Annotated in this window: 25 protein-coding genes; 1 reads left to right on the top strand and 24 read right to left on the bottom strand. The window is 30.5% G+C overall.

Going from position 1 to position 18,524, the window contains the following annotated elements:
• Position 1: 1 nt before the first annotated feature.
• The 24 genes from ON24_RS00735 to ON24_RS00620 form a co-directional block, all read right to left on the bottom strand.
• Positions 2 to 394, bottom strand: coding sequence for a 30S ribosomal protein S8 (locus ON24_RS00735; RefSeq protein WP_016358842.1), 393 nt, complete (start codon positions 392 to 394; stop codon positions 2 to 4).
• A gap of 10 nt (positions 395 to 404) precedes the next feature.
• Positions 405 to 548 carry a 30S ribosomal protein S14 gene (locus tag ON24_RS00730; protein ID WP_016358843.1) on the bottom strand — a complete coding sequence of 48 codons (144 nt, stop codon included), beginning with the start codon at positions 546 to 548 and terminating at the stop codon, positions 405 to 407.
• 9 nt (positions 549 to 557) lie between these two features.
• Positions 558 to 1,073, bottom strand: a complete 516-nt coding sequence (locus ON24_RS00725; RefSeq protein WP_016358844.1) for a 50S ribosomal protein L5 — start codon at positions 1,071 to 1,073, stop codon at positions 558 to 560.
• Positions 1,070 to 1,795: a 30S ribosomal protein S4e gene (locus ON24_RS00720; protein ID WP_040681597.1), complete on the bottom strand. Its 726-nt coding sequence runs from the start codon at positions 1,793 to 1,795 to the stop codon at positions 1,070 to 1,072. The genes ON24_RS00725 and ON24_RS00720 overlap by 4 nt, the downstream gene beginning before the upstream one ends.
• Complete coding sequence (gene rplX / locus ON24_RS00715) at positions 1,795 to 2,145, bottom strand: 50S ribosomal protein L24 (RefSeq protein ID WP_016358846.1); 351 nt, start codon at positions 2,143 to 2,145, stop codon at positions 1,795 to 1,797. The genes ON24_RS00720 and rplX overlap by 1 nt, the downstream gene beginning before the upstream one ends.
• 8 nt (positions 2,146 to 2,153) lie before the next feature.
• Positions 2,154 to 2,552 (bottom strand): 50S ribosomal protein L14, encoded by a 399-nt coding sequence (locus tag ON24_RS00710; RefSeq protein ID WP_016358847.1) that lies wholly within the window; start codon positions 2,550 to 2,552, stop codon positions 2,154 to 2,156.
• Positions 2,553 to 2,556: 4 nt separating this feature from the next.
• Entirely contained in the window at positions 2,557 to 2,874 is a 318-nt protein-coding gene (locus ON24_RS00705; RefSeq protein WP_016358848.1) for a 30S ribosomal protein S17, read from the bottom strand.
• Positions 2,875 to 2,885: 11 nt separating this feature from the next.
• A complete protein-coding gene (rnp1, locus tag ON24_RS00700; protein ID WP_016358849.1) occupies positions 2,886 to 3,167 on the bottom strand; it encodes a ribonuclease P protein component 1 in 282 nt (93 codons plus the stop codon).
• 34 nt (positions 3,168 to 3,201) lie between these two features.
• A complete protein-coding gene (gene yciH / locus ON24_RS00695; RefSeq protein ID WP_016358850.1) occupies positions 3,202 to 3,549 on the bottom strand; it encodes a stress response translation initiation inhibitor YciH in 348 nt (115 codons plus the stop codon).
• Positions 3,550 to 3,756: a 50S ribosomal protein L29 gene (gene rpmC, locus ON24_RS00690; RefSeq protein WP_016358851.1), complete on the bottom strand. Its 207-nt coding sequence runs from the start codon at positions 3,754 to 3,756 to the stop codon at positions 3,550 to 3,552. It abuts the gene before it with no gap.
• A gap of 16 nt (positions 3,757 to 3,772) precedes the next feature.
• Complete coding sequence (locus tag ON24_RS00685) at positions 3,773 to 4,537, bottom strand: 30S ribosomal protein S3 (RefSeq protein WP_016358852.1); 765 nt, start codon at positions 4,535 to 4,537, stop codon at positions 3,773 to 3,775.
• 4 nt (positions 4,538 to 4,541) lie between these two features.
• A complete protein-coding gene (locus ON24_RS00680) occupies positions 4,542 to 5,006 on the bottom strand; it encodes a 50S ribosomal protein L22 (protein ID WP_016358853.1) in 465 nt (154 codons plus the stop codon).
• A 13-nt stretch (positions 5,007 to 5,019) separates the two neighbouring features.
• Positions 5,020 to 5,430: a 30S ribosomal protein S19 gene (locus tag ON24_RS00675; RefSeq protein ID WP_016358854.1), complete on the bottom strand. Its 411-nt coding sequence runs from the start codon at positions 5,428 to 5,430 to the stop codon at positions 5,020 to 5,022.
• Positions 5,431 to 5,445: 15 nt separating this feature from the next.
• A complete protein-coding gene (locus ON24_RS00670; RefSeq protein WP_016358855.1) occupies positions 5,446 to 6,171 on the bottom strand; it encodes a 50S ribosomal protein L2 in 726 nt (241 codons plus the stop codon).
• Between the two features lie 12 nt (positions 6,172 to 6,183).
• Positions 6,184 to 6,444, bottom strand: coding sequence for a 50S ribosomal protein L23 (locus ON24_RS00665; protein ID WP_016358856.1), 261 nt, complete (start codon positions 6,442 to 6,444; stop codon positions 6,184 to 6,186).
• Between the two features lie 39 nt (positions 6,445 to 6,483).
• On the bottom strand, positions 6,484 to 7,248 hold the full coding sequence (gene rpl4p, locus ON24_RS00660) for a 50S ribosomal protein L4 (RefSeq protein ID WP_016358857.1): 765 nt from the start codon (positions 7,246 to 7,248) through the stop codon (positions 6,484 to 6,486).
• 2 nt (positions 7,249 to 7,250) lie between these two features.
• Positions 7,251 to 8,261 (bottom strand): 50S ribosomal protein L3, encoded by a 1,011-nt coding sequence (rpl3p, locus tag ON24_RS00655; protein WP_016358858.1) that lies wholly within the window; start codon positions 8,259 to 8,261, stop codon positions 7,251 to 7,253.
• 315 nt (positions 8,262 to 8,576) lie between these two features.
• Positions 8,577 to 9,395, bottom strand: a complete 819-nt coding sequence (locus ON24_RS00650; RefSeq protein ID WP_040681596.1) for a putative RNA uridine N3 methyltransferase — start codon at positions 9,393 to 9,395, stop codon at positions 8,577 to 8,579.
• A 320-nt stretch (positions 9,396 to 9,715) separates the two neighbouring features.
• Positions 9,716 to 10,390, bottom strand: coding sequence for an METTL5 family protein (locus ON24_RS00645; RefSeq protein WP_040681595.1), 675 nt, complete (start codon positions 10,388 to 10,390; stop codon positions 9,716 to 9,718).
• Positions 10,391 to 10,719: 329 nt separating this feature from the next.
• Positions 10,720 to 11,631 carry a biotin--[acetyl-CoA-carboxylase] ligase gene (locus ON24_RS00640; protein ID WP_040681594.1) on the bottom strand — a complete coding sequence of 304 codons (912 nt, stop codon included), beginning with the start codon at positions 11,629 to 11,631 and terminating at the stop codon, positions 10,720 to 10,722.
• A 47-nt stretch (positions 11,632 to 11,678) separates the two neighbouring features.
• Positions 11,679 to 13,166 (bottom strand): acetyl-CoA carboxylase biotin carboxylase subunit, encoded by a 1,488-nt coding sequence (locus ON24_RS00635; RefSeq protein WP_040681593.1) that lies wholly within the window; start codon positions 13,164 to 13,166, stop codon positions 11,679 to 11,681.
• A gap of 377 nt (positions 13,167 to 13,543) precedes the next feature.
• A complete protein-coding gene (locus ON24_RS00630; RefSeq protein WP_040681592.1) occupies positions 13,544 to 14,710 on the bottom strand; it encodes a TIGR03576 family pyridoxal phosphate-dependent enzyme in 1,167 nt (388 codons plus the stop codon).
• Positions 14,711 to 15,159: 449 nt separating this feature from the next.
• Positions 15,160 to 15,495 (bottom strand): hypothetical protein, encoded by a 336-nt coding sequence (locus tag ON24_RS00625; RefSeq protein ID WP_040681591.1) that lies wholly within the window; start codon positions 15,493 to 15,495, stop codon positions 15,160 to 15,162.
• Between the two features lie 237 nt (positions 15,496 to 15,732).
• Positions 15,733 to 16,254: a FumA C-terminus/TtdB family hydratase beta subunit gene (locus ON24_RS00620; RefSeq protein ID WP_016358865.1), complete on the bottom strand. Its 522-nt coding sequence runs from the start codon at positions 16,252 to 16,254 to the stop codon at positions 15,733 to 15,735.
• Between the two features lie 308 nt (positions 16,255 to 16,562).
• On the opposite strand from ON24_RS00620, the gene ON24_RS00615 reads away from it, so the two are divergent.
• Positions 16,563 to 18,365: a DUF2070 family protein gene (locus ON24_RS00615; protein ID WP_040681590.1), complete on the top strand. Its 1,803-nt coding sequence runs from the start codon at positions 16,563 to 16,565 to the stop codon at positions 18,363 to 18,365.
• The last annotated feature ends 159 nt before the right edge of the window (positions 18,366 to 18,524 follow it).

Raw genomic sequence — 18,524 nt, 5'->3', positions numbered from 1 at the left:
CCTAATACATGTAAGCCAACAATCTTCCACCGATACCTTTAGCTTTAGCTTCTTTGTGAGTCATGATTCCTTCAGGAGTAGTGACTATAAGAATACCAAAGTTCTTTGCTGGCAAATATCTTTTTTCAAATTTTTCGTATTCATCTTTTTTAACAGCATGACGAGGTTTAATTACACCACATTGATTGATGTTACCATCTAATTCAACTTCGAATTTACCTGCTTTATTATCATCAACATATTCAAAATTACTAATATAATTCTCTTTTTTCATAACACTTAAAACATGACCAATTAATTTGGAAGCAGGAGAAATAGTACAAGTAGAATTTACTTGTAACTCATTATTCCTAATATTAGTTAAAGCATCTGAAAGAGGGTCCATAAGAGTCATAATTACACCTCTAATTGTATTTTTTAAATCCTATTTTAGGAGCGACTTCTCTAAAACATTGTCTGCAAAGATTAAGTCCATATCTACTAATCATAGCAGAATGATCCCCACATCTTGAACATTTTTTAGAACCTTTACCATATTTTCTTGCCATAGTAACCACCTATTCTAAATCAACATAATTTACATTAAAATTATCTTTCATATATTTCATAGTTTCTTCTTTAGTAATTCTATGTCTTTGAGGAATCCTTTTATTTTGGATTTTTCTTTTGTGTATTCTGTAACCAGGTTTTTCAAATGTTACTGAAACATTCATACCAAAGATACCGATGTCAGGATTGTATTTAACTCCTGGAATATCAATATGTTCTGCAATACCAAAAGAGAGGTTACCTTGACTATCAAATTGGCTTGATTTAATATTGTTATTAATACCTTCTAAAACCATTTTAATAGCATGGTCTGCTTTTTCACCACGTAAGGTTACTTTACAACCAATAGGTTGTCTTTTTCTAATACCGAATTCTGGGTTAGTAGTTTTGGAAAAAGTTCTTACAGGTTTTTGACCAAACATTTCTTCTACTAAATTAAGTGCTCTGGATAATTGTTCACCAGCTTCACCTACACCAATACTAACAGTAGCTTTAGATATAATAACTTCATTCATTGGATTCATTGGTTAACCTCCAATAAAGAAATAACTGGTTCATCATTTCCAACAACAAAAGCATAATCTTTTAAGGTCAAGAATTGATCTTTGCTTGCGTTTTCAATAATAACAGTATTTGGTTTTGAAGAATCATTAATAATGATTTCTTTAACGGTACCTATTTCACCAGTATGTTTACCACCGGTAACAAGAACAGTAGATTCTTCTGCAAATGGATAAGATTCAACAATTTCTTGACTAGGTACATTGATTTTTAATACATCTCCAACTTTGTATTCATCTTCAACAAGGATGTTTCTACCGTCATGGAGATTTAATTGAGTTTTTCCACCTTTAATAGTGGTTTTATTAACAATTTTAGATAATTTAAATTCACCATCATCAATAGGGCTTAAGGTTAATCTTTTCTTATTATCTAAAAGAACCCTATAGGATTCACCTGTTTTAGGAATGGAAATAACATCCATAAATCCAACAGGATATTTGTAATCTTTTCTAACCTTACCATCTATTAAAACATTACCTGAGTTAATAACCCTTTTAGCTTCTCTGGAATTATCACCGAGAGCTAAAATATCTCTGACAACTACCATTAAAGTTAAAGAATCTCCAATAGCATGAGGTCCAGCTTGAGGTTTAACAGTCCAAGTATGTTCTTTTGGATGAATAGGCCATGATTTAGGTGCTTTAAAAGTTTTTAAATGTTTTCTAGATCCCATTTTTGCCATTATTCTTCCTCACTTAATTTGCTTCTTCTTTCATCATCTAAATCCACATCAACAATCATTAAATTTGATGGATGTACTGGGAGAAATATTGTAGTCCCATCAGCTTTATTTAAGGTTACACCTTCAACATTAACTGTGTATTTTTTATAGTTAACTGCTTCAATTTTACCTTCTTGGTCTTTGAAGTCACCACGAAGTACTTTGACTTTGTCCCCTACTTTTACAGGTAAAGATCTTCTACCTAAATCTTGTCTTAAATCTTTACTTAAGGTAGCAGCCATACGAGTATTACGTTTGTGTAAAGGTGCATCATAATTTGCTTTTCTTTCTTTTCTTGGTTGTATTGACATATAATCACCTATACTAATATACTAGCAGCACTACCTACACCAGGCCATCTGTCAGCTGCTTCTTTTGCTACTGGTCCTCTGATTTCAGATCCTTTTAATAATCCTTCAGGAGTAATAATTACAGCAGCATTATCTTCGAATTTAACACGAAGACCATCTACACGTCTGTATTCTTTTTTCTGTCTTACTACAACTGCTTGTACAATCTCTCTTCTCATGTCAGCAGTACCTTTTTTAACAGAAGCAATGACTAAATCTCCAACACCAGCAGCATCAATTCGTCTACGGACACCTTTAAATCCTTTAACGGAAATAATTTCAATTTCACGTGCACCAGTATTATCAACACATTGAAGTCTTGCACCAATAGGTAATGCTTTAGTAACATTTGATGTAATTGCTTTCATGGTTCTATTCTCCTTTAACTTCAACTATAACAAAATGTTTAGTTTTACTTAATGGTCTGCATTCTGCTATTTTAACTTCATCTCCAACATTTACATCAATGCAGTCAGGTTTATGAACATTGATTCTGGATTTCCTTTTTTCATATCTTTCATATTTACGAATGAATTTATAATAACTACGTTCTACAGTAACTGTTCTTTCAGCTTTGTTAGTAGTAACAGTTCCTTCAAGAACTTGTCCTCTTACAGGTAAATCACCATGAAAAGGACAGTTAGGATCATTACATTCTCTTTCTGGTTCTTGAACATTAAGACCTACCATATTATCACCAATTAAATTTTTTTATATCTCTTCTTTATCCGATCTTCTGGACGACTTAACAAAATCCTTCCATCAACCTCAACCCAAGTTCCGTCAGGGATTTTAAATTGAAATATTGAAACATCTTTAGGTAATAATTTTTCACAATTATCCGAAGTTTCAATAGTTAATGTTTTTTTTGTTTCGTCAATCACTTTCCCATTTAGTCCAATTAAGGATTTAGTAGAACTATAGCTAACTTCAACATGTAAACCAATTAACTCATGATATACTAAATTCTTTGAAGTTATCATTTTCCCTTGCCTACTTTTAAAAATCTAATCAGACTTAATGTCTTCTATTATTTCGCTTTTTATTCTTTTTAGAATCTCTAATTTCAATAGTGTCTGAAGAGAATCCCATATCAGATAAAACTTCCTTAACCTTAACCTTATGATCACCTTGAAGCTCTATTTGACCATTTTTAGAAGTTCCTCCACAAGCACATTTAGCTTTCAAAGTTTTGGTAAGCTCTTTGATATCAATATCATGTTCATCAATACCCTCAACAATAGTCATGAGTTTACCAAATCTACGTCTTACAGTATAAACTTTTACAGTTTGAACTTCTCTAGCAATTTCCTCGCATACACAAAGTTCCTCAGGAAGACCGCATACTTCACAGATTTTAGACATTTAATTCTCCTTCTCCTTTTCATTCATAATTGTAAGAACACGAGCAATAGTTCTTTTAAGTTCTCTTATTTGACCAGGGTTATCAATAACACCGGAAGCAGAACTTTTAGAAATATTTTTAGCTAATTCTGATTTGAGTTCTAATAATTTATCCTCAATCTCTTCATTTTCCATTTCCCAAATTTCTTTACTTCTTAAGATTGCCATTTTAAAAACCCTCTATTTAGTCTTGAGTAGTATTTTCAACCTCAGATTCCTCTTCAGAAATTTCTTCCAATTCTTCTAAGTTTTCGATTTCTTCAGATTCTTCTAAAGATTCAACTTCTTCAACTTCTACTGATTCCTCTACTTCTTCAGCAGGAGTTTCTTCAATGTCTTCTTCAATATCTTTAACTACAGGAGCAATGATTTCAACTTTATCAGGTAAAACAGCTTCAGGAGGCATAATTCTAACAAATACACCTAATACACCAGGTTTTAAATGTACGGTAGCGAAACCTTCTTTAATAAATTTAGTTGCAGGTTCACCACATTTTTTAATATAACCTTCTGAGAATTTAGCAACTGCGGATCTTGAACCTCTGATTTTTCCAGAGATGGTGATTTCTACACCTTGAGCTCCAGCTCCCATAATTCTACGGATGTTAGAATATGCAACTCTTCTGAAATGCATACCTCTTTGTAAATTATTAGCTATTTTGGAAGCCATAATTTTTGGATTAAGTTCTGGAACATCAACCTCTTTAACTTCAACTTGAGGATTATCTAATCCAAAGTTGTTTTTAAGAGTTTGAGTAATAGCCCTTACAGTTTTTCCACCTCTACCAATAACCATTCCTGGTCTTTCAGCATATACTACAATCATAGTTCCAAGAGGAGTAACTTGAACTTCCATTCCACCATAACCTGCTCTTTCGAGTTCAGATGATAAAAATTCATCAATTTTTGTTCTTTTGAGACCTTCGGTAACAAAATCTTTTTCTATCATAGACTTAAGCCTCCATTAAAACTATTTGTATGTGAGTTGTAGGTGTATTAAATGGAGTTACTCTACCAAATGCTCTTGGGATTGCTCCTCTAATAACCATTCCTCTATGACTGGATATATGTTCAATTTTAAGATTTTCAATATCCATTCCTTTATATTCTGCATTAGCTTCAGCATTTTCTAAAACTCTTAATACTGCAGCAGCAGCTTTTACAGGATATCTACCTGCAGACCAGCCTTTCATACCTTTTCTGTGACCAACTTTTTTGTTGTGTTTTTTGAAAGGAACTGCCTGTTTCATGTCAATAACATCATTTAAGTATTTTTTAGCTTTTTGAACATCCATTCCTCTAATTGCACTGCAAATATCAACACAATGTTTTGGAGAAACTTTAAGAGATCTAGCCATAGCACGTGCTGTTTGTTTATCTTCACTTTCTTCTTTATTATAAGCATATTTTTTAGCCATGTTAAAAATCTCCTTATTTCAATGGTACAAACATAGATGATCTTGTAGCTCCCATACCTGGGTCACCATGTTGAACTCTTTGTCTTGTAGGTGCAAATTCACCAAAGTAACAGCCAATCATTTCTGGCATAATAGTTACTTCTTCAAAAGTTTGACCATTATAAATTCCGAAGGTAGTACCAACCATTTCAGGAAGTACAATCATATCTCTACAATGAGTTTTGATTACAACAGGTCTACCATCTTTATTTTCTTTATTACTAAATTTTCTCATTTTATCTAAGACAGCTTGTTGTCTTGGTAAAAATCCTCTTTTTAAAGATCTTCTTTGTCTTGCTGGTAATAATTCCATGAAATCTTCTAAAGACATATCTTGTAATTCTTCTAAAGTATATCCACGATATTTATATATTTTTCGAGCCAAGATTACACCTCCTATCTATCGTCTTTTACCTGTACGTTTAGCAGCAATTGAACCAACTTTTCTACCAGGGGATGCATGTCTTGAAATAGTAGTAGGACGTCCTGGGTGTTGTCTGTTACCTCCACCATGAGGGTGATCTACAGCGTTCATTGCAACTCCTCTAACGGTCATCATCTTCTTACCTTTAGCCTTAGTAGCATGCCATCTGTTACCTGCTTTAAGGTATGGTTTTTCTTTTCTTCCTCCGCCTGCAACAATTCCAATACTTGCACGGCATTGAGGGTTGAAAGTTTTTAATTCACCGGATGGTAATTCAATTACAGCTTTATCAGCATCATGAGTAATTAAAGAAGCATAAGTTCCAGAAGATCTTACGAAACGTCCACCGTCTCCAGGTCTGTTCTCAATATTATATACTGGAGTACCTTCAGGAATTTCTGCAAGGGGTAAAGTATTACCAAAACTGATAGGTGCTGAAATACCACATTCAATTTCATCATTAATTTGAATACTTTCTGGAGCTAATATGAATTTTTTCTCTCCATTTTCAAATTTAACTTTAGCAATAGGTGCAGATCTAGCAGGGTCATGTACAATATCAGTAACAATTCCTTTTAAGCTACCTTCTTTTTCAATATCATCATAAGTTCTGTATTGGATTTTATCTTTGAACCTGTGAGAAGCTACACGATGAGGAGGATTTCCTCTACCTCTTCTTTGATGTATTAATCGTTTTCCCATTCAACTTCCTCCTTAGAATACTCCTATTTTAACAGCAATATCTTCTGCTTTTTCTTCTTCAACAAGTTTAATGTAAGCTAATTTTAAACCTTTAGGACTGATATGAGTGTTGACTCTTTCAACTTTCTCTTCAAATAAGGTTTCAAAAGCTTTTTTAATATCTGCTTTAGAAGAATTCCTTGATACAACAAAAGTAAGTTCATTATTAAAATCAATTGCATTCATAGTTTTCTCAGTAACATGAGGTTTAACAATAACTGCGTATGGATCCATTTTATCAACCTTCTTTATCTACAATAAATTCTTTTGAATTTATTGGAATAATCCTCCTAATTTTTCAACAGCAGATTTTGTAAAAATAGTTAATCTTCCTGGATGAGTACCTGGAGCTAATAATTCAGCATTTAAATTTTCAACAGATACAACATCTACACCAGCATGATTTCTAGCACCTAAACTGATACCTTTATCATCACCGACAACTACTAAAGGTCCTTTGGATTTTTTGTATTTTCTACCTCTAGTTTTTCCTCTACCTGCTCTAATCTTTTTACCGTTTTTAGCACGGATTACATCATCATAAACACCTAAGTTTTTGAAGATTTCACGAGTTTCTTTAGCTTTTTTAACTGCTTCAAGATCATCTTCAACAACTAATGGAAATGCAGGAACATTTTCAATTTGGTGTCCTCTTTTTTCAACTAAATCTTTATTTGCAGTTGCAGCAACAGCAGATCTAATTGCAAATCTTCTTTCCTTATTATTGATTTTTTCATGATGTACTTTTTCAACTCTTAATGGGTGAGCTTTTCTTCCACCAATAGCTTGTGGAACGAAACCAGCTTTTGCACCATTTTTAATCCTTGGTACCATAGCTGCACCTCTACCTGAACCCCAAGATTCAGCAGAAGTTCTTTTACCTGCCATAGGATCATTTCCCATAGGTTGAATTCTAGCAGTCTGAGAAGAAATAACTGCTCTTTTGATTAAATCTGGTCTGTAAACTTCATTAAAAATAGCTGGAAGTTCTACTTCACCAGAAACTTCTCCTTCAATAGAATAAACATTAACCTTCATATTTAGACCCCTTGTTTAGATTTAGTACTAATAAAGTTTACTTGAGGAGCTGATTCATCAGTAGATTTAGGTCTGATAGCTTTCCTTAAGATAACTAACCTTTTAGTTGGACCTGGAAGAGATCCTTTTACTAATACATAATTGTTTTTAACTAATCCATATTTAATAAATCCACCATCTGGGTTTACTTCATTAACATCAGATTTTGAGCCAATTTTAATGATTTTCTTATTGAATTCTGTTCTTTTATGGTATCCCATTTGACCTGCTTGAGCAACAGTCCACATAGTTCTGTTAGGAGTCCATGGACCAATAGAACCAACGTGTCTCTTTTTACTACTACGAGCAGCTTTACCATATTGAATTCTAATATTCCATCTTTTAATAACACCTTGGAATCCTTTTCCTTTGGTGGTTGCAATAGCATCTACATATTGTCCTTCATTAAATACATCACTAACATTTACTTCATTACCTAATAATTCAAGTGCAGTGTTAAGTTTTTCTTCAACAGAAGCTCCACCAATACCACATTCAAATATTTCAGGTTTCTTCTTAGGTGTACTTACCATTTTAGGATTAGTATGTACTAAAACTTTAATTTCATCAGTGTGGTCTAAAGCATCTTGTATTTTTGCAATAGCATCAGATTTATTATAATTTTTAGGAAGTGTAATCTTCCTAGATAATTCTTCATCTAAATTATCTGCAAGAACCTCGGTAATAGCTTTAAATCCACGATTTGTTTTTTCATATGATCTAATTCCCATTACAACAACTGGTGGGACTTCTAATACAGTTACAGGAGTGGATACTTCCATACCATTAGTTGGGGAGTTTTTACGATTATCCACAACTGTTGCATGAGTCATACCAACTTTATAACCAGCGATTGCAAGTAATTTAGATTCATCACTTACAGGCCATGATTTAATTCTAGGAGTTTCTTTTGCTACTCTTTTTCTAGGACTAAATGCAACAGACCCTTTTCTTGGTTGATGATGTCTAACCATTTAATTTAACCTCCATTATTATTATAATTCCTTAATTAATTATTGTAAATTAATTTAGATTATTAAACAAAAAATTAGATTTTCTAATTAATTGTATGACATAAGAATTATAAGACAAGCCAATAATTCTAAAATAAATAACAAAATCATCCATAAGGTAGATTAAGTTATATAAAATTTAAATAAAAGTATTAAATTCAACATAAGTCAAATTCAATTTTAAGTTTATTAAAGAAACAGAAAAACTGTCGAAAATAAACATTTTACAGCAAGTTAACTATTAATAAATTAAATTCTTAAAAAATACAATCTAAGTTAAGCTAAGAGTAAATTGAATAAAGATAAAGTAGCAACAACTGCTTCTTCAGTTCTTACTGTTTTAGTTCCTTGATTAGGAATGGTATTTACTTCAATAGATTCCCATTTAGGATCTGAGTAATTACCTTCAACAGAAGAATAAGGACCACCAAATACAATAGCAATATTATTAACATTATTCACTTTATACCTTAATTCATCAAAAATAGAATTTATTGTATCGGCATATCTTGTTGTTATAACAACAAAATCAGGATTTTGCTTATTCAAGCTTTTTTTAAGACCATCATTATCATAGACAGTCTCGTATCCCCAATAAATGTCCTCTGGTTCATCAGGTGTGACTAATATCTCTTTAGCAATTTTAGTAATCTTAAAACTAAAAATTTTATTAACTGTTAATTGCTCTTTACAAAAAGCTAATTTATCCATACCAATATCTACAAAAGTTCCTTTTTTATTTCTCTTTACAGTGAAACCCTGTCTAAAATCTCCTTTCTTTGGAGAGTCATTAGTAGGATGATGTGGAGTTCTTAAAGGTGGTAAAATTCCTACATGTTTTAAATCTTCCTGAATAGGGAACGCTCTTTTTCTCAAATATTGAGGAGTGTTCATATAACTTAAAACATCATAGATAAATTTAGCGTCTTTTCTTCCTCTTTCATCATTGAAAGAACTATCATTGTAGATTATAACCTTATTCACACGAAAAACAGCTAACGCTCTACCGATAATACCTACTTTATAGGTTTTTAACTTCAAGTCGTTAGTTTCTGCTAGAAATGAATTAGGTATAAATAAATTAATATTTTGCATTATAGTTAATTTGTAAAAAATAATATATAAATGTATGCAAAACTTCGATAGTTATCACTAATAAACTTATCAATCAGTATTATATCAACTATAATACCTGTAGATCAACTACACAAATAATTATACTCTCATGAATATAATGTATTTATATATTATTTTAATAGTATATAAAGATATGGTTTTTTAATATATTTTTAGGATAAAAAACAGTTTAATCTAAAAAAGAATAAGAATTTATATATAAAACCATGGAAAAATAAGTTTAAAATATTTAGAAATAATATGAAAATCAGATAGGAAATATAAAAATTAATAAAGAATTAAAAAGTTTCAACTCTAAAAACAATTACCCCAACATTCCTAGATTCCTGAGTGTGAAATTTATAAATCTTTTTTAAAGGAAAATTATAGTAAAATTCATGGGTAATCTTAGCACCTAAATCCTCAAAATAATTCACTATGAAATCATGAGTGCTGGCCATATGAAATGAATATATTACCTCCGAGTTTTCACATGCAAAATCTATAAACCTTCTATCAGCACCATTTTTAGCCTTTTCCTGGGAACCAAACGGAGGGTTCTGAATTAGTGTATCTACTTTATCGTTGGAAAATCCGGAAATGTCCAAATCTTTAATTTTCTTAAGATTATTAACATTGCCCTGAAAAAAATGTAAACTATCCATTTTTTCAGTACTTATACCTATATGTTTTGATACATTTTGAGCCATTTCTAAGGACTCATCATCAATATCTATTCCAAGTACTGAATTTGCACCTAAAAATATAGATCCTATTGAAAAAATTCCAGTACCACATCCCAAATCTACAATATCCATATTATAAATATCACCTAAGGTATATGCATTCCATAAAACATCAGAGGCAATACTTGAAGGAGTGGAATATTGTTCAAATTCCACCTTAGGATTGGGGTGAGAGGGGATATTTTGAAGAATCATTTCCAAATGTTTTTTCTTAGTAATTTTTATCATAAAACCATTTTAATAAAATTAATTTAAAAATTTCAAAATACTACACAGCATATATTACCATATTATTATTTAATTATTTAATAAAATTGAGAAATAAACTTTTTACTTTAGATTATTTTAAAAATTAGCATGACTAGATTCTACTTTAAAAACTAGATTATCAATTTAAATTATTCTAAAGTAAAATTAAAAATTAACATGACCAGATTCCCACTTTAAAAACTAGATTATCAATTTAAATTATTCTAAAGTAAAATTAAAAATTAACATGACCAGATTCCCACTTTAAAAACTAGATTTTTATAAAAATAAAAAAAAGAATATGTAGACTAGTCTAAAAGTCTACATCGTCCAGATACCACTTTAACCAAAGTATGATCTGCTTTTTCAATGACTAAAGCTCCTTCTTGGTCAATACCAACAGCATAACCATTAATGACTTTACCTAAAGGTTGTTGTATTTCAACAAATTTACCAATGGTATGATTGTATTTTCTCCATTCATCAAATATGAAACCAATATCCCCCTCTAAGAATTTATTATATATAAATTCAAATTCTTTGAAGAAATATGCAGTACCTTTTTCTGGATTAATATCTCCGTCAACTACATCACTAAGAGCAATACTACAGTCCCTTATCTCCTCAGGGAATTCATTAATATCTATTTCAGAATTTATTCCAACACCAATAATAACACTTTCCAGATTGTTGAACCTAGCTATTGATTCTGTTAAAATACCGCATGCCTTTTTATCATGGATTAATATATCGTTTGGCCATTTAATCTCTGCATGAATGTTAAAATGATCCAATGTACGAGTAACTGCAACAGCAGTTGCAAGAGTCAAAAGAGGTGCTTTTGAGGGAGTGACATCTGGTTTTAATATTATGGATAACCAGATTCCCCCTTTTGGAGATTGATATTCTGTACCTTTTCTACCTCTCCCTCTTGTTTGTGTCTCAGACAATATAACCGTTCCATTTGAAACGTTACGAGATAGGAATTTAGCAACGGTGTTAGTTGATTTTACAGATTTAAATAAATACATTTCCCTGCCAATCTCATCGGTTTCAAGGTATGAATTACATTTATCTTTTGAGAAGAAATCTGATGGTTCATTACCTAATTCTTTAACTGCAGTTGTAATATCATTAATACCTAGTTGAAGAATCTCCTCAGCACTCTTATTTTTAAAATCATATTTGTTGGATATAAGTTCAAGAATTTCCTTATTCATATTATCCCATTTTTTAATTTTTCCATTATTTAAAATATTATAAATTTCTAATTTATTTGCCTTTTATTACTTTCAGTTAAATAAGAACCTACCGCTGCAGATATTGCAGCAATTTTTTGTTGTGGAATAAATGTTGATTTAAGACGGTTTACATTTTCTACATCCTCGGCAATTACATTCTCCATTTCCTCATATATCAATTTTTTATTTTCATCAATAAAGTGTGTGTTCAAGTCTCCAGATAGGAAGTTAGGATTTCTGATAATAGCCTTATGGAATGGAATTGTAGTTTTTACACCAAGTACAATATATTCACTTAATGCCCTTTTCATTCTACTAATTGCCTCTTCCCTTGTACGGCCAAATGTAATTAATTTTGAAATCATTGAATCATAAAAACTTGGAATTGTATAATTCCTATATACACCACCGTCCAAACGTACCCCCGGACCACCTGGTGAACGATATGCAGTAATTCTTCCAGGGTTAGGTGCAAAGTTCCTTAAAGGATCTTCTGCATTAATACGGCATTCAATTGCATGACCATTTACTGTAATATCATCTTGACTGAAACTTAAATCTAATCCAGAAGCTACCTTAATTTGTTCCTTAACAATATCCACATTGGTTACAGCTTCAGTAATAGGGTGTTCTACCTGAACACGAGTATTCATTTCAAGGAAATAATAGTTTCCCTTATCATATAGGTATTCAATAGTACCTGCACTACTATAACCTATATATTCTGCTGCCTTAACAGTACTCTCTCCCATTTGCTCCCTAAGTTCATCGGTCATGATTGGAGAAGGTGCCTCCTCAAGTAATTTTTGGTGTCTTCTTTGAATTGAACACTCACGATCAGCTAAATGGATAACGTTTCCATTTTCATCAGCCAATACCTGGAATTCTATATGTCTAGGCTTTTCCAAATACTTTTCAATAAATACAGTAGAATCCCCGAAGTTAGTTTTTGCAACAGATTGAGTTGATTCAATGGCACGCACTAATTCATCCTCTTCATATACAGTACGCATACCTATTCCTCCACCTCCAGCTGATGCTTTAATGATAACAGGATAATCTATCTTTTCAGCTATTTTTATAGCCTCATCGATATTAGTTACACCTTTATCAGTACCTTCAATTACAGGAACCCCTGCTTTTCTCATGATTTGTTTTGATGTTATTTTATCTCCCATCTTATTAATAACATCTCCACTAGGCCCAATAAGTTTAATACCATTTTTTTCACATTCTTTACCAAACTCAGGATTTTCAGCTAAAAATCCATAACCAGGGTGTATTGCATCTGCACCTGATTTTAAAGCAATATCAATAATTTTATCAATATTTAAATATGATTTTTGAGGACTTGGATTTCCTAATGGGTATTTTTCATCTGCATAATTTGTATATAAGGAATTTTTATCTGCATCAGAATAGATTGCAACACTTTTAACGTCTAAATCACGACATGCTCTCATTATTCTAATTGCAATTTCTCCCCTATTTGCAATCAGTATCTTATCAAACATTTGAAACCTCTCTTTTTAAATTATTTAATATCTTAATTTAAAATTAAGTGGTATATTAAATATGATTTTTTATAGAATCTATATAATTTAATTATATATATTATATATCTATTTATTAATTAAAATATTAATTTTTTATTATTTATTTAAAAATAGATTTTATTCTTCTTTGGAAAAAATGATTTTTTGCCTCGTTATTTTAAAAACTCTTTTATAATTTGTACTTGATTACTTTTTTATAAAACAATTAATGATTTAAACTGTAAACCATATCTTTTTTATAAATATAAAAAACATGAAGTAATAATGATTTAAACTGTAAATTAATCTTCTTTTAATAAAATCAAAAGATATAAAAGAAACCGATTAATAAACAATTATTCCTCATTATAAATAATTTTTCTAGACGTATCCTCATCAGCACAAACCTTAATTAATGTTTTAAAAGACTTATCAATTCTATTAAATATCTCGGATATTTCAAGCTTGTCTGAGTCATTAGCAGACAAATCAAATCTTATAGTAACAGATGCGCCAGGCATAGACACTGCAGGAATTGTAATAATATGTTCCTCCTTAAGTAAAATCATACTCCATAAAAATGATAGATCAGTTAAAGATAGATTACAGTCATCAGTTTTTGATTTAACTTCTTCTGTTAAGGACTCTTTTGAAACCATCACCCCTGTTGGAGTTGTCTCAAACATATTATAAGATTTATCTAAAAGATCAAATAGCTCATCTCTTTTTGAAATAGAAGCCCTGAGATTTTCAGGATCATAGTCTTCTAAAGCATTAATCATTGCAAGAATAATTGGAGCCTGAGCTTCAAGTCCAAACTCATTTGATTTGGCTTTAACCTTGTTTATTAAATCTTCACGACCTGCCATTAATCCACCACGAGGTCCCTTCATCAATTTATCAGTACTTGTAATAGCCAGATCCGCTCCTAAATCACATGCTGGTTTTTGATTAAAAATAGCTGTACGGAGCCTTGCACCACTAGCATCATCTACAAATACAGGAATATTCCTCTCATGTGCAGCATTAATAATTATTTTAAAACTTTCCTCATCCAAAACTTGATGGTCCATAGTGGAACCCGTAATAATTACAAGGGAAGTATTCTGAGGTATATTAAATTCATCAAGATCTATATATTCTGAATAGTTTGCACCTACTAAATCACATGCCCTTATAATGGACGGATGTGCAGGATGACTTTTAAGAAAGTGTACAACATTATCTCCTTTTTTAACAAGTGCAAGTATAGTTGCAAGAATTCCGGAACTGGTCCTATTAAGTGGACAGATTTTCTCTCCACCCATATGTTTTTTACCTATCTCTTGAATTTTATCCTCAAAAATAGCTGGACCAATATAAGTTTGAAGTAAATTTAACTCATCCCCACTTGCAAGAAAACCTCCGGAAAGTCCAGTTAAATCATATAATGGATCTTCACCCTTAGATTCAATATTATCTTTAATAATTTTATAAGCAGCTTCTCTTTTTTTAAGTTCATCTAAAGAATTTTCTACAATCATATTATCACAGAACATTAAAAATTAATCACATCTAATTATATAAAATCTAAAATATAATTCTTTTTAAGATTATTAAAATTAAAACAACACTTTAAATATATTAAGTAAATTTTAATTAAATAGATTATCTTAAGTGTAGATTTAAAACTTGAAAATTAGAAAATAAACAATCCATATACCAATCAATAGTAAATAAACAAGGAGATAAAAGAACTGGAACATCAAAAAACCAATGATTAAAAGAATAAATCAGGAAAATAAGAAACTAAAAAAATCAAAAACAACAATCTAAAAAAATAAGCCAAAGTAAGAAAAAACTAAAAAAATACAAAAACAATGACCAAAAGAATACAAAATACGAAAAAACAGAAATAATGGTTTCAAATAAATAAAAGTCCGTCTAATAAACAATATAGAAAGAAAAATTATAGAAAAAGATTTTGAAAGATCTATTGATCATCTTCTTCTTCCACTATTTCAAATTCAAAATCCTTAAAAGCTTCTACCAAAACTTTTAAATCCTTTCTAGGAACGTCAACGGATTCAAATTTTTCTCCTTCATTATAAGAATACTCAGCATCAACAACAGTTCCATCCACATCACAGTAAAAGAGGAAACTATCTGCTAGTTCATCCGGATTTTTAGTAGGTAAAAATACTTCAAATGAAGCTCCTAATTGATTAAAAAATTTATCTTTTTCTTCATCACTCTTTACAACTTTTCTAAACTTTCTCATTCTAGATTTGTACTTTTTTTCTGCAGCTGCTTTAATATCCTCTGCCATATTATCACCCTAATTAAATGAAAAATTTTCTTATAATAATATTATTCTAATATAATTTTCTTTATATATATAAAGTTTATCTAAAAAATTATTAACTTAAACTTAAAAAATATTTTGTTTATATTGAAATTGATTTAATTAAAAACTAATTAAACTTTATTAACCAAATCAGATAATCTAAGTTAAAAAATAAAAATTTCTTTATAAATAAAAAAAATAGTGGAGATAATTAAAAATTTAATCGTATAATGATTTGCCCTGAGAGTCCATAGCCACTATTAAAGGTCCAAATGAATCTACTTTTAACTCCCACATTGCTTCAGGCACACCTAAATCCAACCAGGTTACACTATCTACTTCCCTTACAGCATCAACATATAATGCAGCACATCCCCCAGTTGCAACGACATATACCGCATTGTTATCTTTTAAAGCCTGACGAACATTATCGTCCATACCGCCCTTACCAATAACAACTCTTACACCCTTGTCGATTACATCAGCCTCATAGGGATTCATTCTCATAGAGGTAGTAGGTCCGATTGCTACAACTTCATAGGTACCATCATCTTTTTTATTTATAATAGGACCTGCATGGAATAAGACCTTTCCATCCAAATCAAAAGGCTCACCATCTTCAACTATACGCCTGTGAGCTTGATCTCTTGCAGTGTATATTGTTCCGGTAATGGTGATAACATCCCCTACTTTTAAATCCTTTACATCATCTGAGTGTAATGGAGTTTTTAAATCTATCATTAAATCACCTTAATATACTTTAAATAAATTAATTCATATGAATTTTAAATAAAAACTCTAATTATAAAATTAGTAAATTTAAAAATTTGAATTCCAACAAACTATAATATTATAAGAATTACTTACTATATAAAAATTTATTAATTAAATTAACAAAATGTTAAATAACAAAATTTTTATTAAGAAATTAATTAATTAGATAGTTAGAATATATAAATGAAAAATTTAAATGACATATATTTCTAGAAATCAGATTAATGAATAATAAATAGAATTTTAATAACAAACAATTATTTGAGGAAAAAAACATGTCTAGTATGAGTAGTGTAGCAGGTCTTTCAAAATATATTACTACACTTCCCAATATTAAATTTTCAGTAAAAGCCACAATAACTATTACATTTATTTTAGGTTTATTAATTTCAATTATTAGACCTTATCCCACTAACATTCTGCTTGGAATAATTATTGGTGGTATAATATCATTTATAATATATGGATTAAGTGGTATAATTAGTGGATTTATAAATCAAAATCTTATTAGTTCATTTAATGGAATAAATCTAAAAATCAAACATTCAATGTTTCTATCTTTTATAAATTCCACAATACTTTCAGTTATTACGTTAATCGGATCTATAATCTCCAGCAATCCTAATTTTGTAATAAATTTTATTGAATTTGGATATATTCTAATATTTGCTTTCAGCTTTCTGGTTTTCTGGGGAGCAACCCAAGTAAATATGAAAAAATCAAGTTTAGTTGCATTAATTCAACCAGTGATAAGTATTTTTTTATTGCTTGCAGTTAATTTCATTGGACTTAATGTATACAGTGTATCTTTCAGTATATATCTAGTTGTTAAAATGCTTATAGGCTGTCTTATCTTTCTTATTGCAATATATCTATTTGTTAAAACAATTAACTCACCAATGAAAACAAACATGAGTATTGATGGATTGCAACTATTAAGCTTATTTATAACACATATGAATGAAGGTTCCCATGATTTAGAAGAGTTATTCGTTAAATCAGGAGCGGATATCGACACCGTTGTAAGTATTGTTAGTTTTAAAACGAAAGAGAAAATCAAAGCATTATTTATTAGTCCGGCAGTTCATCCGGGACCTTTAGGAAATATCGGTGGAGGAAATATGCCTACAAATCTTGCAAATAGATTTAAACCATTTACCATGATTGCCCATGGACCTTCAACCCATGATTTTAATCCTGCAAGCATTAAGGAATTAGATAAAATAGAAGACAGTATTAGAAAAGGATTATACAAGATGGAATATTCTAAAAGTGCAAGCAAATTTGTAAGATATACAAACAAATCCGCAAAAATAGGTGTCCAATCTTTTAACGATGGAATTGTACTGTTAAATACCTTTGCACCACTTGGTAGTGATGACATTGAATTTAGTGTAGGCCTTACCATGATGGTTCAGGCAAATAAAACATTTGAAAATAAATCAACGGTTATAGTAGATTGTCATAATTCTTTCTCAGAGGAATCTGGTCAAGTATTGCCCGGCGATCCACAGGTATTTGAATTAATTGACGGAATAAGTAAAATTAAACTAGGCAAGAAATATTCAAATATCAAGGTAGGATGTAGTCAAAATCTAATGGATGGACTAGGAAAAGAGGAAGGTGTTGGAGACAGTGGTGTAAAAACCATGATCGTAGATGTTGAAGGTCAAAAAACAGCATACATACTTTTCGATTCCAACAATATGGAAGTCGGCTTTAGACAGGAGATTTTAGACTTTGTATACAAATGTGGTATTGATGAGGCAGAGGTTATGACCACAGATACACATAGCGTAAATACAATCTCAAGAGGATATAACCCAATTGGATTGAGTAACAGGGCCCAAATCATTGATTATGTAAAGGAAACAATTGAGGAAGCCCTTGAAGATCTTGAAGAGGTTGAAGTTGGATGCAGTACAGAAAAAATAGAGAATCTAAAAACATTCGGACCTAACAGATCTACAGAATTAATCTCAACAATAAGTTCAATAGTTCAAGTAGGAAAGATTATAGGTCCGGTGATATTTGTTTTTGCTTTCATACTTACATTTATCTGGTTATTTTTATTATAATAACCAGATTAACTTTTTTAAGATTTTCATTACTTAATTTTTTTAGATTAATACCGTCTAACCTTTTTATTTCTTTAATTGATGCCATTACTTGATTACATCCCTATTCTTTTTTTATAGAAACTTGACAAATATCGTCCTTATTCTTTCTTTATGATA

The organism is Methanobrevibacter boviskoreani JH1, from assembly GCF_000320505.1.
Taxonomy (GTDB): Archaea; Methanobacteriota; Methanobacteria; order Methanobacteriales; family Methanobacteriaceae; genus Methanarmilla; species Methanarmilla boviskoreani.
This window is presented reverse-complemented; position numbering and strand designations above follow the sequence as displayed.

Coding starts and splice junctions, on each gene's coding strand:
- ON24_RS00685 (WP_016358852.1), bottom strand. CDS start 4,537: ATGATAGAAAAAGATTTTGTTACCGAAGGTCTCAAAAGAACAAAAATT.
- yciH (WP_016358850.1), bottom strand. CDS start 3,549: ATGTCTAAAATCTGTGAAGTATGCGGTCTTCCTGAGGAACTTTGTGTA.
- rpl4p (WP_016358857.1), bottom strand. CDS start 7,248: ATGAAGGTTAATGTTTATTCTATTGAAGGAGAAGTTTCTGGTGAAGTA.
- ON24_RS00710 (WP_016358847.1), bottom strand. CDS start 2,552: ATGAAAGCAATTACATCAAATGTTACTAAAGCATTACCTATTGGTGCA.
- rpmC (WP_016358851.1), bottom strand. CDS start 3,756: ATGGCAATCTTAAGAAGTAAAGAAATTTGGGAAATGGAAAATGAAGAG.
- ON24_RS00670 (WP_016358855.1), bottom strand. CDS start 6,171: ATGGGAAAACGATTAATACATCAAAGAAGAGGTAGAGGAAATCCTCCT.
- ON24_RS00650 (WP_040681596.1), bottom strand. CDS start 9,395: ATGCAAAATATTAATTTATTTATACCTAATTCATTTCTAGCAGAAACT.
- ON24_RS00615 (WP_040681590.1), top strand. CDS start 16,563: ATGTCTAGTATGAGTAGTGTAGCAGGTCTTTCAAAATATATTACTACA.
- ON24_RS00625 (WP_040681591.1), bottom strand. CDS start 15,495: ATGGCAGAGGATATTAAAGCAGCTGCAGAAAAAAAGTACAAATCTAGA.
- ON24_RS00730 (WP_016358843.1), bottom strand. CDS start 548: ATGGCAAGAAAATATGGTAAAGGTTCTAAAAAATGTTCAAGATGTGGG.
- rplX (WP_016358846.1), bottom strand. CDS start 2,145: ATGTCAATACAACCAAGAAAAGAAAGAAAAGCAAATTATGATGCACCT.
- ON24_RS00680 (WP_016358853.1), bottom strand. CDS start 5,006: ATGGCTAAAAAATATGCTTATAATAAAGAAGAAAGTGAAGATAAACAA.
- ON24_RS00620 (WP_016358865.1), bottom strand. CDS start 16,254: ATGATAGATTTAAAAACTCCATTACACTCAGATGATGTAAAGGATTTA.
- ON24_RS00665 (WP_016358856.1), bottom strand. CDS start 6,444: ATGGATCCATACGCAGTTATTGTTAAACCTCATGTTACTGAGAAAACT.
- rpl3p (WP_016358858.1), bottom strand. CDS start 8,261: ATGGTTAGACATCATCAACCAAGAAAAGGGTCTGTTGCATTTAGTCCT.
- ON24_RS00725 (WP_016358844.1), bottom strand. CDS start 1,073: ATGAATCCAATGAATGAAGTTATTATATCTAAAGCTACTGTTAGTATT.
- ON24_RS00705 (WP_016358848.1), bottom strand. CDS start 2,874: ATGGTAGGTCTTAATGTTCAAGAACCAGAAAGAGAATGTAATGATCCT.
- ON24_RS00630 (WP_040681592.1), bottom strand. CDS start 14,710: ATGATTGTAGAAAATTCTTTAGATGAACTTAAAAAAAGAGAAGCTGCT.
- ON24_RS00735 (WP_016358842.1), bottom strand. CDS start 394: ATGACTCTTATGGACCCTCTTTCAGATGCTTTAACTAATATTAGGAAT.
- ON24_RS00720 (WP_040681597.1), bottom strand. CDS start 1,795: ATGGCAAAAATGGGATCTAGAAAACATTTAAAAACTTTTAAAGCACCT.
- ON24_RS00640 (WP_040681594.1), bottom strand. CDS start 11,631: ATGAATAAGGAAATTCTTGAACTTATATCCAACAAATATGATTTTAAA.
- ON24_RS00635 (WP_040681593.1), bottom strand. CDS start 13,166: ATGTTTGATAAGATACTGATTGCAAATAGGGGAGAAATTGCAATTAGA.
- rnp1 (WP_016358849.1), bottom strand. CDS start 3,167: ATGATAACTTCAAAGAATTTAGTATATCATGAGTTAATTGGTTTACAT.
- ON24_RS00645 (WP_040681595.1), bottom strand. CDS start 10,390: ATGATAAAAATTACTAAGAAAAAACATTTGGAAATGATTCTTCAAAAT.